The organism is Microbacterium sp. BE35 (assembly GCF_031457705.1).
In the GTDB taxonomy this organism is placed as follows: Bacteria; Actinomycetota; Actinomycetes; order Actinomycetales; family Microbacteriaceae; genus Microbacterium; species Microbacterium trichothecenolyticum.
The window spans coordinates 347,916-363,627 of record NZ_JAVDXD010000003.1 but is presented as its reverse complement, the minus strand read 5'-3'; the positions used below and the strand labels follow the sequence as shown (position 1 = coordinate 363,627).

The 15,712-nt window shown below is 70.0% G+C and carries 18 protein-coding genes and 2 tRNA genes; 13 read left to right on the top strand and 7 right to left on the bottom strand.

What is annotated here, in order from left to right; all coding sequences use genetic code 11:
* Positions 1–72 precede the first annotated feature (72 nt).
* The 7 genes from J2Y46_RS13165 (at position 73) to J2Y46_RS13135 (ending at position 6,664) form a co-directional block, all read left to right on the top strand.
* The gene (locus J2Y46_RS13165) at positions 73–984 is read left to right on the top strand and encodes an ABC transporter ATP-binding protein (RefSeq protein ID WP_310242845.1); all 912 of its coding nucleotides are present in this window, start codon (positions 73–75) and stop codon (positions 982–984) included.
* Positions 981–1,790, top strand: coding sequence for an ABC transporter permease subunit (locus J2Y46_RS13160; protein ID WP_310242844.1), 810 nt, complete (start codon positions 981–983; stop codon positions 1,788–1,790). The genes J2Y46_RS13165 and J2Y46_RS13160 overlap by 4 nt, the downstream gene beginning before the upstream one ends.
* Before the next feature lie 485 nt (positions 1,791–2,275).
* Positions 2,276–2,626: an ATP-binding protein gene (locus tag J2Y46_RS13155; protein ID WP_310242842.1), complete on the top strand. Its 351-nt coding sequence runs from the start codon at positions 2,276–2,278 to the stop codon at positions 2,624–2,626.
* On the top strand, positions 2,623–3,324 hold the full coding sequence (locus J2Y46_RS13150) for a response regulator transcription factor (RefSeq protein WP_310242840.1): 702 nt from the start codon (positions 2,623–2,625) through the stop codon (positions 3,322–3,324). The genes J2Y46_RS13155 and J2Y46_RS13150 overlap by 4 nt, the downstream gene beginning before the upstream one ends.
* A gap of 46 nt (positions 3,325–3,370) precedes the next feature.
* Entirely contained in the window at positions 3,371–4,483 is a 1,113-nt protein-coding gene (locus tag J2Y46_RS13145) for a mechanosensitive ion channel family protein (protein WP_045302798.1), read from the top strand.
* The gene (locus J2Y46_RS13140; protein WP_310242838.1) at positions 4,480–4,962 is read left to right on the top strand and encodes a globin; all 483 of its coding nucleotides are present in this window, start codon (positions 4,480–4,482) and stop codon (positions 4,960–4,962) included. The genes J2Y46_RS13145 and J2Y46_RS13140 overlap by 4 nt, the downstream gene beginning before the upstream one ends.
* A 43-nt stretch (positions 4,963–5,005) precedes the next feature.
* The gene (locus J2Y46_RS13135; RefSeq protein WP_310242836.1) at positions 5,006–6,664 is read left to right on the top strand and encodes an FAD-binding dehydrogenase; all 1,659 of its coding nucleotides are present in this window, start codon (positions 5,006–5,008) and stop codon (positions 6,662–6,664) included.
* Positions 6,665–6,677: 13 nt separating this feature from the next.
* On the opposite strand, the gene J2Y46_RS13130 is transcribed toward J2Y46_RS13135, so the two are convergent.
* Positions 6,678–7,355: a hypothetical protein gene (locus J2Y46_RS13130; protein ID WP_045302801.1), complete on the bottom strand. Its 678-nt coding sequence runs from the start codon at positions 7,353–7,355 to the stop codon at positions 6,678–6,680.
* Positions 7,356–7,467: 112 nt separating this feature from the next.
* On the opposite strand from J2Y46_RS13130, the gene J2Y46_RS13125 reads away from it, so the two are divergent.
* Positions 7,468–8,328 (top strand): acyl-CoA thioesterase II, encoded by an 861-nt coding sequence (locus J2Y46_RS13125; RefSeq protein WP_310243070.1) that lies wholly within the window; start codon positions 7,468–7,470, stop codon positions 8,326–8,328.
* A gap of 20 nt (positions 8,329–8,348) precedes the next feature.
* On the opposite strand, the gene J2Y46_RS13120 is transcribed toward J2Y46_RS13125, so the two are convergent.
* The 4 genes from J2Y46_RS13120 to J2Y46_RS13105 form a co-directional block, all read right to left on the bottom strand.
* Positions 8,349–8,861, bottom strand: a complete 513-nt coding sequence (locus J2Y46_RS13120; RefSeq protein ID WP_310243067.1) for a thioesterase family protein — start codon at positions 8,859–8,861, stop codon at positions 8,349–8,351.
* A 1-nt stretch (position 8,862) separates the two neighbouring features.
* On the bottom strand, positions 8,863–10,542 hold the full coding sequence (gene ettA / locus J2Y46_RS13115) for an energy-dependent translational throttle protein EttA (protein ID WP_045302803.1): 1,680 nt from the start codon (positions 10,540–10,542) through the stop codon (positions 8,863–8,865).
* A 112-nt stretch (positions 10,543–10,654) separates the two neighbouring features.
* Complete coding sequence (locus J2Y46_RS13110) at positions 10,655–11,182, bottom strand: DUF6993 domain-containing protein (RefSeq protein ID WP_310242833.1); 528 nt, start codon at positions 11,180–11,182, stop codon at positions 10,655–10,657.
* 43 nt (positions 11,183–11,225) lie between these two features.
* Positions 11,226–11,771, bottom strand: a complete 546-nt coding sequence (locus tag J2Y46_RS13105) for a single-stranded DNA-binding protein (RefSeq protein ID WP_084695785.1) — start codon at positions 11,769–11,771, stop codon at positions 11,226–11,228.
* A 290-nt stretch (positions 11,772–12,061) separates the two neighbouring features.
* Between J2Y46_RS13105 and J2Y46_RS13100 the strand changes: the two genes are divergently transcribed.
* The gene (locus J2Y46_RS13100; protein WP_310242831.1) at positions 12,062–12,265 is read left to right on the top strand and encodes a hypothetical protein; all 204 of its coding nucleotides are present in this window, start codon (positions 12,062–12,064) and stop codon (positions 12,263–12,265) included.
* A 40-nt stretch (positions 12,266–12,305) separates the two neighbouring features.
* Here J2Y46_RS13100 and J2Y46_RS13095 read toward each other — a convergent pair whose 3' ends face one another.
* Positions 12,306–13,730 (bottom strand): PLP-dependent aminotransferase family protein, encoded by a 1,425-nt coding sequence (locus tag J2Y46_RS13095; protein WP_310242829.1) that lies wholly within the window; start codon positions 13,728–13,730, stop codon positions 12,306–12,308.
* 61 nt (positions 13,731–13,791) lie between these two features.
* On the opposite strand from J2Y46_RS13095, the gene J2Y46_RS13090 reads away from it, so the two are divergent.
* Entirely contained in the window at positions 13,792–14,400 is a 609-nt protein-coding gene (locus J2Y46_RS13090) for a YitT family protein (RefSeq protein ID WP_045302811.1), read from the top strand.
* A gap of 46 nt (positions 14,401–14,446) precedes the next feature.
* Here the strand turns inward: J2Y46_RS13090 and J2Y46_RS13085 are convergent, their stop codons facing one another.
* Positions 14,447–14,659 carry a hypothetical protein gene (locus J2Y46_RS13085; protein WP_045302813.1) on the bottom strand — a complete coding sequence of 71 codons (213 nt, stop codon included), beginning with the start codon at positions 14,657–14,659 and terminating at the stop codon, positions 14,447–14,449.
* Positions 14,660–14,764: 105 nt separating this feature from the next.
* Between J2Y46_RS13085 and J2Y46_RS13080 the strand changes: the two genes are divergently transcribed.
* From J2Y46_RS13080 to J2Y46_RS13070, 3 genes are all read left to right on the top strand, one after another.
* A tRNA-Arg gene (locus J2Y46_RS13080) sits at positions 14,765–14,837 on the top strand.
* A gap of 77 nt (positions 14,838–14,914) precedes the next feature.
* Positions 14,915–15,541: an oligoribonuclease gene (gene orn, locus J2Y46_RS13075; protein ID WP_045302815.1), complete on the top strand. Its 627-nt coding sequence runs from the start codon at positions 14,915–14,917 to the stop codon at positions 15,539–15,541.
* Positions 15,542–15,578: 37 nt separating this feature from the next.
* Positions 15,579–15,654: transfer RNA gene (locus J2Y46_RS13070), tRNA-His, on the top strand.
* The last annotated feature ends 58 nt before the right edge of the window (positions 15,655–15,712 follow it).

Sequence of the window (15,712 nt, the reverse complement as noted above, 5' to 3'; positions counted from 1 at the left end):
ACCACGCCGTCGCCGATTGTTCATCCCGGAGGCTGACGCACGCGGGCACAGCGGCCTCATAGCGTGGTGGGCATGATCGTTGCAGAGCAGCTCACGAAGCGCTTCGGAGACAAGACCGCGGTGTCGAACGTGTCGTTCACCGTGCAGCCGGGGAAGGTCACCGGGTTCCTCGGCCCGAACGGCGCCGGCAAGTCGACCACCATGCGGATGATCGTCGGCCTCGACCGGCCCACATCCGGCACGGTGACCGTAGCCGGCCAGAACTACGCGCACCTGCGCTCACCGCTGACCGAGGTAGGCGTCCTGCTCGACGCGAAGGCCGTGCACACGGGCCGCTCGGCACGCAACCATCTGCGCGCGATGGCCGCCACCCACGGCATCGGACGTTCGCGCGTCGACGAGGTGATCGAGCTCACCGGCATCCAGTCGGTCGCCGGCAAGCGGGCGGGCAAGTTCTCGCTCGGCATGGGCCAGCGGCTCGGCATCGCCGCGGCGCTGCTCGGCGATCCGCGCACACTCATCCTCGACGAACCGGTGAACGGCCTCGACCCCGAGGGCGTGCGGTGGGTGCGCCAGTTCGTGCGGCACCTCGCCGCCGAGGGGCGCACCGTCCTGCTCTCCAGCCACCTCATGAGCGAGATGGCGCAGACCGCCGACCACGTCATCGTGCTCGGCCGCGGGCAGGTGCTCGCCGATGCCGAGCTGTCGGAGCTCGTGCGGGCGTGGACCACCAACAACGTCGTCGTGCGGTCGCCGCGCCTGTCGGAGCTCGTCGCCGCCCTCGCAGGCCCCGACGTCACCGTGACGGCGTCGTCCCCCGGGGTCGCCGAGATCTCGGGCGTCACCGCCGCGTCGATCGGCGACCTCGCCGCGTCGCTCGGTATTCCCGTCCACGAACTCACCTCCCGCACCGGATCGCTGGAAGACGCCTACCTCGCCCTCACCGGCGACGCCGTCGAGTACACCTCCAAGGAGATCGCATGACCGCCCTCGCCCCCGCCACGCGTGCCGACGCCGGAGCTCGCGCCGCCTCGCCGCACCGACTGACGTTCGCGAACCTGCTGCGCAGCGAGTGGATCAAGATCACGACGCTCCGCTCGACGTGGTGGTCGCTCGGGATCACGGCCGTGCTGTCGATCGGCATCTCGATGATGATCGCGTCGGCGTCCGCCCAGTTCGGCGGCGGATTCCCCGCTGTCAGCGCGATCCTCTCGCCGACGCAGTTCACCATGCTCGTCGCCGGCATCCTCGGTGCGATCGTCATCACCGGCGAATACTCGACCGGCATGATCCGCTCGACCCTCACCGCCGAGCCGCGCCGCGGCGCGGTCGTCGTGGCGAAGGCCGTCGTGGTGAGCGTGCTCATCGCGCTGACGACCGTGGTGACCTACGCCGTCGCGATCGCGGCCACCGCCCCGTTCCTCGCCGAGGGGCTCGACTGGTCGGAGCCTGCGCAGTCGATCGTGCCGCTCGCGCTGGGCGTGCTCTCGATGGTGGTCTTCACCCTCATCGGCCTCGGGTTCGGGTTCATCCTGCGCAACGGCGCCGGTGCCATCGCCGTGACCGTCGGCGTGCTGTTCGTGCTTCCCATCGTGTTCAGCCTGTTCTCGATGTTCGGTGAGAGCTGGAGCTGGATCGCCGACCTCGCGGAGTACCTCCCGATGAATGCCGCGTCCGCGGTGACCGCTCCGGGCGCGGAGGACCTCGCGGTCCCGCTCGTCACCCTGGCCGCGTGGGGCCTCGTGCCGCTCGTGGGCGGCTGGGCGGTGCTGCGCGGCCGCGACGCGTAGAGTCGTCCGAATGCCGCGAACCGCCAGTCAGGCCGTCGTCGGCGCCGCTTCCGGCGCCGACGACGGCCTCCTGCTGCCACGGCCCCCGGGCGTCTTCCGCCGCTTCTGGGCACGGCATCCGCGATCCGCCGATGTGATCGTCGCGGTGGTCGCGTTCCTCCTGTCAGCACCCACTGCCGCGCTCCGCTCCGAATACCCGGTCCTTCCGACCATGACGCAGACGGTGTACGCGATCGTCGTGGTCGTCGGCGCCTGCGTCGCCCTGGTATTCCGCCGTTCGCGGCCCGTCCTCGTCTTCGCCGCGGCGGCGCTGCCGCTGGTGATCCTGCCGCCGAGCCTCGTCCCGGCATCCCATGTCCTCCCCGCCTTCGCCATCTACGCGGTCGCGGTCTACCGGTCGGTCCGGTCCTGCTGGATCGCCTTCGCGACGGCGACCGCCCTGATGGTGGTCTACACGGTCACCGCCGGCCTCGCGGCTCGACGACGTGCCGGCGGAGGTGCGCTTCGCGGTGGCGCGCATCGTGCAGGAATCCCTCACCAACGCGATGCGGCACGCTCCCCTCGCCACCACGATCGACGCGCGGATCTCCGTGCGGGCGGACGGCGTCGATCTCGACATCGTGAACGACGGGGTTCGCCCGCGCACCGAGGCCGCGCAATCGCAAGGCGGCCCGGGGTTCGGGCTCCCGGGGCTCCGCGAGCGCGCGGCGCACGTGAGCGGCACGCTGCAGGCCGGACCTGCCGACGGAAGGCGGTGGGCCGTGCGCGCCTCGCTGCCGCTGCCGCTGCCTGCGCCGGCAGGCGCTGAGGGCGCGCTGGAGGATAACGCACCATGACCACACCCATCCGCGTCATCCTGGTCGACGACCAGGAGCTCATCCGACTCGGCTTCCGCCTGGTGCTCGAGGCCGAACCGGACGTCGAGGTGGTCGGTGAGGCGGCCGACGGAGACGAGGCGCTGCGTGCGGTGGCCGCGCATGCACCCGATGTCGTGCTGATGGACATACGGATGCCGCGCACCGACGGCATCGCGGCCACCCGGTCGATCGTCGCCGCGCACCCGTCGACACGCGTTCTCGTGCTCACCACGTTCGACCTCGACGAGTACGCGGTGGGGGCGCTCGATGCGGGCGCGAGCGGATTCCTCCTCAAGGATGCGCACCGCTCGGAGCTCACCGCGGCGATCCGCGCCGTGCATCGGGGCGACGCCGTGCTGGCGCCGTCGGTCACACGGCGGCTCATCGACCGGCTCCATGCGGCGCCGCCCGTGACGGAGCACACGAGCCCGGTCGGCGACCCGACGACGGAGCTGACGCACCGTGAACGGGAGGTGTTCACCGCGATCGCGCGCGGGATGAACAACACCGAGATCGCGGGCCACCTGTTCCTGAGCGAGTCCACGGTCAAGACGCACGTCGGCCGCGTGATGGCCAAGATCGGGGCGCGCGACCGTGTGCACGCCGTGATCCTCGCTCACCGGCATCGGCTCGTCGACGCGTCCGCGCCGCCCAGCGATGAGCGGTCCACAACCTGAGCGCCGCCCAGGCTGAGCGCAACCTCCGCTAGTTAGGATCGTGACGATGAGCCGCGTACCCCTCCAATCCACCCCGCCCGCGGAAGCCCCCGATCTTACGGACGCAGAGCTATGGCGGGGCGTCGGCGAGTTCTTCGTCCAGGCCGGCTGGAACCTGCTCGCCGTCGCCGGCATCATCGTCGGCGCCGTGCTCGTCGTCTGGATCCTCCACTTCGTGATCCACCGGGTCGTCGGTCGCATCGTCAACGGCGCCAAGAACAAGGCGAACGTCGACGACACCCAGGCCCTCGAGCGGTCGCCGCTCGCGTCGGTGCGGCTCGTCCAGCGCACGCGGACGCTCGGCTCGATCCTCGGCAACATCGTCAATGTGACGGTCGTGATCATCGCGCTGCTGCTGGTCATCAACGTCCTGGCACCGACCGCTCTCGGATCGCTCACACTGCTCACCGCCGCCATCGGCGCCGGTCTCGGCTTCGGCGCGCAGAACATCGTCAAGGACGTGCTCAACGGCATCTTCATCGTGGCCGAGGATCAGGTGGGGATCGGCGACGTGGTCGACCTCGGACTTGCGACGGGCATCGTCGAGTACGTGAGCGTCCGCGTCACGCACGTGCGCGACGTCAACGGCACCCTCTGGTACGTGCGCAACGGTGAGATCCTGCGCATCGGCAACCTCTCGCAGGGCTGGTCGCGGGTGATCCTCGATCTCTCGGTGGCCACCGACTCCGACATCGGCGAGGTCGAGAAGGCGATGCTCGACACCGCCAAGGAGCTCGCGAAGGACCCGAAGTGGCGCACGCGGATCCTCGAGCAGCCCGAGGTGTGGGGCCTCGAGTCGATCTCGGGCGACGCGCTCGTCATCCGCCTCGTCATGAAGACCCGCGCGAATGCGAAGGACGACGTCGCGCGCGAGCTGCGCATGCGCCTGAAGCACACGATCGACGAGATGGGCATCACGCTGCCCGCCCTCACCGCGGTCATGCCGAGCGGGCTCGAGGGCGCTCAGCGTGTGCGCGGCGCCAACCCGCCCAAGACCAAGCCCACGCCGGTCGCTTCCACGCCGGAGCGCCCGGTGTGGAAGCCGAAGCGAACCCCCAAGAAGCCGTCGACACCGCCCGCGGGTGATGAATCCGGCACGACCACCGGAGGAACCGCATGACGGACTCGGCCACCCCGCTGAGCTTCTACGACGAAGTCGGCGGCCACGACACGTTCGCTCGGCTCGTCGACGCGTTCTACCGCGGGGTCGCGGAGGACGAGGTCCTGCGCCCCATGTATCCCGAGGAGGACCTCGGCCCGGCGAAGGAGCGGCTCACGCTGTTCCTCGAGCAGTACTGGGGCGGTCCGACGACGTACAGCCAGGAGCGCGGCCACCCCCGGCTGCGCATGCGTCACGCGGCGTTCCACGTGGATCCCGACGCGCGCGACCGCTGGCTCGCGCACATGCGCGTCGCGGTGGACGAACTCCAGCTCCCGCCCCTCCACGAGGCCACCCTCTGGGATTACCTCCAGCGCGCCGCATATGCCATGGTGAATACCTTCGAGCCCTCGGGCATCGGACCCGCCGCAGGACCCCGGGCTGCGGCATCCTTCCCTGTCATTGCGGCACCCCCGGCAGACGCCGACCCCGCTCGCTGAGTCAGCGACTCGGCTACATCCCCTCGCCGACGAAGGAGTCGACATGCCCTCCCACCACACCGACATCCTCGTCATCGGATGGGGACTCGCCGGTCTCGTCGCCACCGCGGAGGCGGTCGCGGCGGGCAAGCGCGTGACGATCGTCGACCAGGAGCCGCGGTCGAATCTCGGCGGTCAGGCGTGGTGGTCCTTCGGGGGCCTCTTCTTCATAGACTCGCCCGAACAGCGCCGGCTGGGCATCCACGACTCGCTCGAGCTCGCGCGACAGGACTGGTTCGGCAACGCCGGGTTCGACCGCGAGGAGGATCTCTGGCCCCGCAGGTGGGCCGAGGCCTACCTGCAGTTCGCGCACGAGGAGAAGCGCGCGTGGCTGCGCGAGAAGGGCGTCGGCTTCTTCCCGATCGTCGGCTGGGCAGAGCGGGGCGGGTACACCGCGACCGGGCCGGGCAACTCGGTGCCGCGCTTCCACATCACGTGGGGCACGGGGCCCGGGATCGTGGCGCCGTTCCAGGCGGCTGTCGAAGCCGGCGAGGCCGACGGACGCGTGACCATCCTCCCCCGCCACCGGGTCACGTCGCTCACCGTCGCCGGCGGCGTCGTCACGGGCGCAGCCGGTGCGGTGCTGGCTCCGTCCGGCACCGCACGCGGCGTCGCGAGTTCGCGCGAGGCCGTCGACGCCTTCGAGATCACGGCGGACGCGACGATCGTCTCGTCCGGAGGCATCGGGGGAAACCACGACCTCGTGCGCCAATGGTGGCCCGAGCGCCTCGGCACTCCCCCCGCGACGATGGTCACCGGCGTCCCGGCGTACGTCGACGGCTCGATGCAGCCCGTGTCGGAGGCCGCTGGCGCGCGCCTCATCAACGGCGACCGCATGTGGCACTACGTCGAGGGCATCCAGAACTGGGATCCGATCTGGCCGGATCACGGCATCCGCATCCTTCCCGGGCCCTCGTCCGTATGGCTCGACGCGACGGGCAATCGCCTGCCCGTGCCGCTCTTCCCCGGCTTCGACACGCTGGGAACCCTCGCGCACCTCCGCGCCACCGGGCACGACCACTCATGGTTCGTGCTGTCGCAGAAGATCATCGAGAAGGAGTTCACGCTCTCCGGCAGCGAGCAGAATCCCGACCTCACCGGCAAGGACGTCAAGCTCCTCGCGAAATCCCGCCTCGGCAAGGGCGCCGCCGGTCCCGTGCAGGCGTTCATGGATCACGGCGCCGACTTCGTCGTGCGCGACAACCTCGACGACCTCATCGCGGGCATGCAGTCGCTCCCCGGCGGCGATGCGCTCGACGCCGACCGCGTGCGGTTCGAAGTCGAGGCTCGCGACCGCGAGATCGACAACGACTTCACCAAGGACGCCCAGATCGCGATGCTGCGCTCGGCGCGCGCGTTCCGCGGCGACCGCCTCATCCGCACTGCAAGCCCCCACCGCATCCTCGACCCCAAGTCCGGGCCGCTCATCGCGGTGAAGCTGCACGTGCTCACCCGCAAGTCCCTCGGCGGCATCGAGACCGATCTGTCGGGCCGCGCGCTCGGTGCCGGCGGCGAGCCCGTCCCCGGCCTGTACGCCGCAGGCGAGGCGAGCGGATTCGGCGGCGGCGGCATCCACGGCTATCGCGCCCTCGAGGGCACCTTCGTCGGCGGATGCCTCTTCTCGGGGCGGGTCGCCGGGCGCGCCGCCGCAGCGGCCGTGTGACGAGGAGCCCGCGTCAGTTCGCCGAGGAGCCCGTGCGGCGCACCGGCGTGAGGCCGGTCGCCACCGGTCCGCGAACGAGCACGTGACCGCGGCTGAGGCTCACTCGCGTCCACGGACCGCTCGCGAACACCCGAGCGGTCTCGCCGCCGCTGATGAAGCCGAGGCTCAGGGCTGCGAACGCGACCCCGAGCGGCAGACCCCCCAGCTCCTCGTCGGGCGCGCCCCACACGGCGGCGCGGACGGTGCGCACCACGTCTTCGCCGGCATCCGTCGGCACCGTGTCGGCGACGCGGGCGATCCCCCCTTGGGCCTTGGCCGCGAGCGTCGATGCCTCGATGCCGGGCTGCGCGTCCCAGCCGCTGCGCGGCGGGGTGATGCCCGCCCACGCGGGCGACAGAGCGGTCTCGGGAAGCGAGAGGGCACGAGGATCGTCGACGGTCGCAGACAGGGCGGATGCCTCGACCACGAGGTCGCACACGAGCTCGGGGTCCGCGTTCAGCGATCGCAGAGCCAGGACGGTCGGCGTCGGATCCCCGAAGCCGCGCGGCGCCAGAGGCGCGGCGGTCATCGCCAGGACGCCACCGGAAGCCTGCAGGCGCACGCCTTCGACCGTGAAGCGCGCTGCCCGACCCGCGAAGGTGAGGGCGTCGGCGGCGGACTCGGGATCGGCGAGCAGGAGGCGCGGTGACATCGCCCCCTAAGCTACCAAGCGGACCTGCGGGCGGCCGCCGCCCCGGAGAGGAGCACCCGTGGATGCCGAGCCGAACGCCGAGACGGTGCTGGAGAAGGATCCGGTCGCGTCGATGCTGTCGGTCATCGATCTGAGCGCGTCCGACGCGCGCACCACGGAGGACATCTTCACCGGCGCATCGCAGTCGATGCCGCTCGGGCGCGTCTACGGCGGCCAGGTGCTCGCGCAGTCCATCGTCGCCGCGTCGCGCACGATCCCCGAGGAGCGGATCGTGCACTCGATGCACGGGTATTTCCTCCGCCCCGGAGACTCGGCGAAGGGCATCACGTTCTCGGTCGACCGCATCCACGACGGACGCTCGTTCTCGACGCGGCGCACGCAGGCGTTCCAGGAGGGTGTCCCGATCTTCTCGATGATCGCGTCCTTCCAGGACGAGGACCCCGGCCTCGAGCACCAGGAGCCGATGCCGGAGGGCGTGCCCGCGCCGGAGGATCTCCCCGACATCGAGTCGCACCTGGGCGGCCTGCATCCGATGTCGAAGCGGCTCTTCACCGATCGGCCGGTTGATCTGCGGCACATCCCGGCGCCGATCTACGTCGCGGCGGACACCGAGAAGGCGCCGCGGCAGGCGGTCTGGATGCGCGTGCGCCGGCCTATCCCCGATGACCCTGCGATCCATCGCGCCGCGCTCGCGTACCTCAGCGATCTGACGATCCAGGAGTCGATCCTCCGGGCACACGGCGTCTCGTGGGCGACGCCGGGTCTGAAGGTCGCGAGCCTCGACCACGCCATGTGGTGGCATCGATTCGGCCGCGTGGACGAATGGATGCTGTACGTCCAGGAATCCCCGAGCGCCCGCGGTGGCCGCGGCCTCGCGTCAGGACGGATCTACGCCGCCGACGGCACCCTGCTGGCCAGCGTGGCGCAGGAGATCATGATCCGCGTTCCCGGGAGCGACGGCGACACCCGCTGAGCCGGCGCCGGTCGGCCGGGTCAGCGCCGGTGGGTGTAGTGGATCGGCTCGCCGACGTAAGGCCCCCACGCGGCGCGCTCCTCGCTCGTGAGTCGGAGCGGGCGCCCGGTCTCGGCATCCACCTTCACGATGACGGTGGTGGCGCGTGCGTACAGCGTTCGTCCGCCGGCACCGGACTCGACCGGGCTGTAGACCTCGTAGCAGACCTCGATGCTCGACCCGCCCAGCTTGCCGAACCACATCTGCACGTCGAGCGGATGTCGCTGATACGGCACCGGTGCGAGGTACTCGATCTCCTGCCGGGCGATGAGCGTGAGCATCCCGCTGAAGATGCTCGAATCCAGCACCGCCGTCGGCGGTGCGTCCTCGCCCGGTTCGGGAAGCCAGAACGCCCGCACGCGCGCTTCTTCGAGCAGCTTCAGCATCGACGTGTTGTTGACGTGGTTGAACGCGTCGAGGTCTCCCCATCGCAGGTGGATGGGGATGTGCAGGCGGCGGTCGCCGGCCGTGGCTGCGACCGCCGCGTCGCCCATCTCAGTCACGTGTGAGCTTGCGGTACGCGGTGCGGTGCGGACGTGCCGCCTCCACGCCCAGGCGTTCGACCTTGTTGGCCTCGTACGCCTCGAAGTTCCCCTCGAACCAGTACCACTTGTCGGGGTCTTCGTCGGTGCCTTCGTACGCGAGGATGTGGGTCGCGATGCGGTCGAGGAACCACCGGTCGTGCGTGATGACCACGGCACACCCGGGGAACTCGAGCAGGGCGTTCTCGAGCGACTGCAGCGTCTCGACGTCGAGGTCGTTGGTCGGCTCGTCGAGGAGCAGCAGGTTGCCGCCCTCCTTGAGCGTGAGCGCGAGGTTGAGGCGGTTGCGCTCACCGCCGGAGAGCACTCCCGCCTTCTTCTGCTGGTCGGGACCCTTGAACCCGAACTTCGACACATAGGCGCGCGACGGGATCTCGGTCTTGCCGACCGTGATGATGTCGAGCCCGTCCGACACGACCTCCCACAGTGTCTTGTTCGGATCGATGCTGGCGCGCGACTGGTCGACGTAGCTGATCTTGACCGTCTCGCCGACCTTGAGGTCGCCGCCGTCGAGGGGTTCGAGACCCACGATGGTCTTGAAAAGCGTCGTCTTTCCCACACCGTTCGGGCCGATGACGCCGACGATGCCGTTCGGCGGGAGCGTGAAGCTCAGCCCGTCGATGAGCGAGCGGCCGTCGAAGCCCTTCTGCAGCTTCTTCGCCTCGATCACGACGCTGCCCAGGCGCGGTCCGGGCGGAATCGTGATCTCCTCGAAGTCGAGCTTGCGGGTGCGGTCGGCCTCGGCCGCCATCTCCTCGTAGCGCGCGAGACGCGCCTTCGACTTGGCCTGGCGCCCCTTCTGGTTCGAGCGCACCCATTCGAGCTCCTCGGCGAGGCGCTTGGCGAGCTTGGCGTCCTTCTTGCCCTGGATGGCGAGGCGCTCCGACTTCTTCTCCAGGTAGGTCGAGTAGTTCCCCTCGTAGCCGATCAGACGCCCGCGGTCGACCTCGGCGATCCACTCCGCGACGTTGTCGAGGAAGTACCGGTCGTGGGTGATCGCGATCACGGCGCCGGGGTACTTCTGAAGGTGCTGCTCGAGCCAGAGCACGCTCTCTGCGTCGAGGTGGTTCGTGGGCTCGTCGAGCAGGAGCAGGTCGGGCTTCTGCAGCAGGAGCTTGGTCAGGGCGACGCGCCGCTTCTCACCACCCGAGAGCGGGCCGATCTCGGCGTCGGCCGGCGGGGTGCGCAGCGCGTCCATCGCCTGTTCGAGCTGGGAGTCGAGGTCCCAGGCGTCAGCGGCGTCGATCTCCTCCTGGAGCACGCCCATCTCGGCGAGCAGGGCGTCGAAGTCGGCGTCCGGGTCGGCCATGAGGCCGGAGATCTCGTTGAACCGGTCGACCTTCGCCTTGATAGCGATGCCGTCCTGGATGTTCTCGAGGACCGTCTTGGTCTCGTCGAGCTCGGGCTCCTGCATCAGGATGCCGACCGTGAAACCCGGGCTGAGCTTCGCCTCACCGTTCGACGGCGTGTCGAGCCCGGCCATGATCTTCAGGATCGTCGACTTTCCCGCGCCGTTGGGGCCGACCATGCCGATCTTCGCGCCGGGGAGGAACGCCATCGTGACGTCGTCGAGGATCAGCTTGTCGCCGACGGCCTTACGGGCGCGGACCATCGAGTAGATGTACTCAGCCATGCGGGTTTCTGCTCTCTTTGGACTTCAGACGTCAGCGTCCCAGCCTACCGGGCGACGCGACGAGCGGCGTGAGCCGACCCGCGTCCGAGCCGGTGCGGGTGGCGGTCGGGCCTCACCAGTCGATGGGCCGCGTCTGCCCGACGAGGCAGTTCCCCTCGGCGAGCACCGGGACCACGACGGTGACGGGATCTCCCGTCGCCGGGCCGACCTGGCCGACGAGGCACTGGTCGTTCCACCGCACAGAGAACTGGATGCTCTCGGCGGGATTGCCCACCGTCGAAAGGTCCTGCGTCACCTGCATCGCGGCCTTGTCGAACCCCGCCGCGGTGAGCGCATCGACATACGCCCGGCCCGTCACCCGGGCGTCCGTCGCCCACACCGCCGCGGTGACCGACGAGAACAGCGGGAGGTTGTCGTCAGCCGTCCCCTCCGGCACGAGCGTGGGCTCCGGCGGCGTCGTCGGCGAGGCGATCGGGCTCGGGGCGCCGTCGGTCGTCGTCGTGGTCGGCTCCGGCTCGGGCTCCGGCTCACCAGGGCTGCACGCGGTGAGCGCGCCGACGAGCGCGAGTGCGGCGATCACCCGCATGGCGCGCAGTGAACGGACGTCGAAGCGAGCGCGGGGCGGGAGGTCTCGGGCCACGGGGAGAGTTTAGGGGCCGCCGGCCCCGCGCAAGCTGAACGGCTCAGAAGGGCGCGTCCGTGCCGCCCGTCGACGAGTCAGCGCCCGTCGCGACGGCGGCGAGCATCGGCCTCGCGGCCCCTTCGATCTCTTCACCTGCGGACGCGCCGTCGACCCCGGGGGTCGCCCACGCGTCGTCGCCGACCGGAGCCGGCCGGGCCCCGGCGGCATCGATCGTCGCGCCGTTGGCATCCTTCACGAACGTCGTCGTCCCCCAGAGCAGGTCGTGCCCGATCGCCTCGGCGTCGATCTCGATCGCCGTGCCACGGCGGGTGCCGTTGTCCCATTCGCGCAGCCGCAGGCGGCCGGTGAGGATCACCCGATCTCCCTTCTGCAACGACCGATACGCGTGGTCGGCCAGCGAGCGGAACACCGAGACGGTGTACCAGTTCGTCCCGGCGTCGGTCCACGCTTCCGCTGCGCGGTCGTAGCGTCGCTGGCCGCTCGCCACCCGGAAGGTGGCGATCGGCACCCCGGCCGGCGTGCGTTTCAACTCCGGAGGTGTCGCCACATTGCCGGTGATCGTGATGGTGTCGCCTCTGTCGCTCATCGCTCATCCTCTCTGTCTCCCGAGGACCCTCCTCGGTCCTGCCGGCGCCCCGTGCCCGAGGACGCCGGCAGTGCACTCAGCCTCCCCGCGCGCAAGCGCTCGGAGTGGGGCGGGCCGGCGATCTGTGGACAGCGACGTGGTTCGCGTCGCTGGGGAGGAAGCGCCGGAGAAGCCCTCCCGCCAGGAATGTCGGCGGTCGTAGCTATGTTCGAACGCAGAGGAGGTACACCATGCCAGCTCTCGTTGAAACCCGCACATCGGGCCCGCCGACGCTCCAGACGCGGACCCGCTTGCGTCTCATCGCCGCGTCGCCGTCCCTCTGGCGGGTCGTGGAACCGGACGGGCGCGTGATCGGCCATCTCCAAGAAATCGCGCAGGCGGGCGCCATCCGCTTCCGCGCGCGACGCTACAGCCCCGCAGCGCACGCCTTCCGCGATCTGGGCGATTTCTGGAGCGCCGACGACGCGGTCGAGTGTCTGGTGTTCGCCCGCTGAGACCGCGAGCCGGGGTGGGGTGGGGCGCAGGCCCGCGTGTTCAGATGACCGCGCCGACCTGATCCACGAGCGTCGACGGCGCACCGGCGCGCACCGACGACCAGGCGTCGGCGAGCACGTCTGCGGCGCGCACCATCTCCTCGGGCGGCGCAGTGAAAGGCACGCGGAGGTGTCGCTCGTGCCCGCCCTCAACGGAGAAGCGCGGCCCGGCGCTCAACAGCACCCCGCGTGCCCGCGCCTCGATGACCAGCGCGGAACTGAGCGGGGCGCCCAGTTCGATCCAGAGCGAGACGCCGCCATGCACTTCGGGCAGGTCCCACGAGGGCAGGCGCTGTTTCAGCGCCCGCACGAGCGCGTCCCGCCCCGATCGCAGCAGCTCTGAGCGTTGCACGACGACGTCCTCGAACTGCGAGAGCAGCCGGGTGGCGATCGCCTGCTCGAACTCGGGCGTGCCGAGGTCATGTGCCGGCCGCGCCGCGACGAGTCTGCGGATCAGATCGCCGTCGGCGCGCACCCACCCGAGCCGCAGCCCACCCCACACCGTCTTGCCCAGAGAGCCGATGCGCACGACCGTCCCGGGCTCCGACGCCGCGAAGCCTGCCGCGAGGGATCCGCGGTCGATGTCCAGATCCGCGGTGGTCTCATCGAGGACGAGCACCGATCCCGACCGCTCTCCCGCCGCGAGCATCGCCTCACGCTCGCCGACGCTCATGCTCCGGCCCGTGGGGTTCTGGAAGTCGGGCATCAGGTACGCCATCACGGGGAGGGTACGTGCAAATGCCTGCTCGGCTCGATCGAGGTCCCAGCCCGCTTCGGTGGTCACGGGCACGCCCACGAGCCGGGCGCCGGCCCGGCGGAGAGCGTCGGCAGCGTGCGGATAGGTCGGCGTCTCGACCAGCACGCGGTCGCCCCGGCCGATGAGCACCGACGACACGAGATGTATCGCGCTCTGGGCGCCCGTCGTGACGAGCACCTCGTCAGGTCGCGTCGGCACCCCGCGTGCGGTGTAGCGGTCGGCGATGGCCTCACGCAGCTCGATGCGCCCGAGGACGTCGTAACCCACGCGCGACACCAGGGCGGACGCGGCGCCTGCCGTCTCGGCCATGATCCCGGCCAGGCCCGGCCATGCGGGCGGGCTGGCCTGCTGGAGATCGATCATCCCCTCAGCGGCGTCGGCGCGCCCGGGCTCCCTGCGCCCGAGAGGCAGCGTGACGCTGCCCGACCCGCGCAGGCTCGCGATGTGGGCGGTCTCCCGCAGGCTTCGATAGGCCGCCGCGACTGTGCTGCGGCTCAGGTGAAGGGCGGCCGCCAACTCGCGCTCGGCGGGCAGTGCGGTGCGAGGGGCGAGGCGGTTGTCCAGACAGAGCAGGCGGATGCCGTCGGCCAGTGCTTCGTACGCGGGCTCGCGAGTGCGCCAGCCGCCCAGGGCGGCCGCCAGGGCGCGCGCGGAGATGCGGGAGTCCATGAGGCCAGGGTACTCATATTGGACTGCATGCGTCGATCCAATTCTACGATTGGATGGACGCATGCCACGCCGAATCGCCCAGCTGCTCGTCGGCCTCTTCCTCTACGGAGCGGGCTGCGCCCTGACCGTCGAAGCCGGCCTCGGGGTCGACCCCTGGACGGTGTTCGCCCAGGGGCTCTCCGTCCGCACGGGGATCGGCATCGGCTGGATCACCAACATCGTCGGCTTCTTCGTGCTGCTGTTGTGGATTCCGCTCAGGCAGAAGCCGGGCGTCGGGACGATCGCCAACATCCTCCTGGTCGGCACCAGCATGCAGGTCGTCCTCGGGGTCGTTCCGCCGGTATCGGGCTTCGCCGCCCAGCTCGCGACACTGCTCGGCGGGATCGTCGTGGTCGCGGTCGCGTCGGGCCTCTACATCGGCGCACACTTCGGCCCTGGACCCCGGGACGGCCTCATGACGGGCATGAACGCCCGCCTCGGCTGGCCGATCTGGCTGTGCCGCGCACTCGTCGAGGTCTCGGTGCTCATCGTTGGATGGCTGCTGGGCGGCACGATCGGCATCGGCACGGTGCTCTTCGCCGTCCTCATCGGGCCGCTGGTGCACGTCGCACTGCCCCTGCTCGACACACGCAGAAAGCCGACGCGCGTCGCCGCCGAGCACTCGGCGTGACGCGCGTCAGCCCACGGCGCTCAGACGATCGCGTGCGCCGTGCGCATCAGTGCTCGCGGAACATGGGCCAGTCGCTGCCAGGCGTCATGTGCGAGTGAAGTGCGCTCTTCGCGATCTCCATCGTCGGGTATGTGCCCGTCGCTTCGCTTGCGCCGGCCATGGTGACCGTGTAGCCGCCGTCGTCCTTGCGGATGCTTCCGGCGACGCCGGATGCTCCGTAGGCGACCCAGAGCGGGTGGTGCGTCTCCGTGGTGCTCATCGGTGAACTCCTTTCGATGCGTCCGGTCCTGACGCTACGCCGAGAGAACGTGATGCGCCAGCGTCCGCGACGGCGTGGTGCGACCCGGTAGTGTGGAAGACCCATCCCTCCGTAGCTCAGGGGACAGAGCGAGCGGTTTCTACCCGCCAGGTCGGGGGTTCGAATCCTCCCGGAGGGGCGAACGGGGCTGGCGTGGGAGTCGGCACCCGAGTCCAGGCCCGTGGGATGTCTGGACTTGCGACAAGGATGGAGCACATGGTGGGTGCATCCGAGAACGACCGTCTGGTGTGGATCGACTGCGAGATGACCGGGCTCGACCTGGGCGTGGACGAACTGGTGGAGATCGCTGTGGTCATCACCGATTTCGAGCTGCGCACGCTCGATCCAGGCTTCTCCGTCGTGATCAGACCCGACGACTCGGCGCTGGCGAACATGAACGAGTTCGTCACCAATATGCACCGCAGTTCCGGGTTGCTCGACGAGATCCCGCAGGGCGTCAGCCTGGCGGACGCGGAGTTCCAGGTCCTCGAGTACATCCAGCGATTCGTCCCGCTCGAGGGGAAGGCACCTCTCGCCGGGAACACGATCGGCACCGACCGCATGTTCCTCGCAAAGTACATGCCGCGGGTGGACCGCTGGCTGCACTACCGCAACGTCGACGTGTCGAGCATCAAGGAGCTTTCGCGCCGCTGGTACCCGCGCGCGTACATCCACGCACCCGCGAAGGACGGCGGTCACCGCGCCTTGGCCGACATCCTCGAGTCGATCCGCGAGCTCGCCTACTACCGCCAGGCGGTGTTCGTTCCGGAGCCCGGTCCGACGAGCGACGGCGCGCGCGCGGCGGCTGCTGCCGTCGTGTCGTCGTTTGCTCCGGAGGTGTGAGAGAATCGTCTGGTTGCCCGCGCGAGCGGGAGACATGGTGGGTATAGCTCAGTTGGTAGAGCACCTGGTTGTGGTCCAGGGGGTCGCGGGTTCAAGTCCCGTTACTCACCCCAGTAGAACCCCCGAGATTCCGCGGATCTCGGGGGTTTTTCTCGTCTATGCCTACATCTA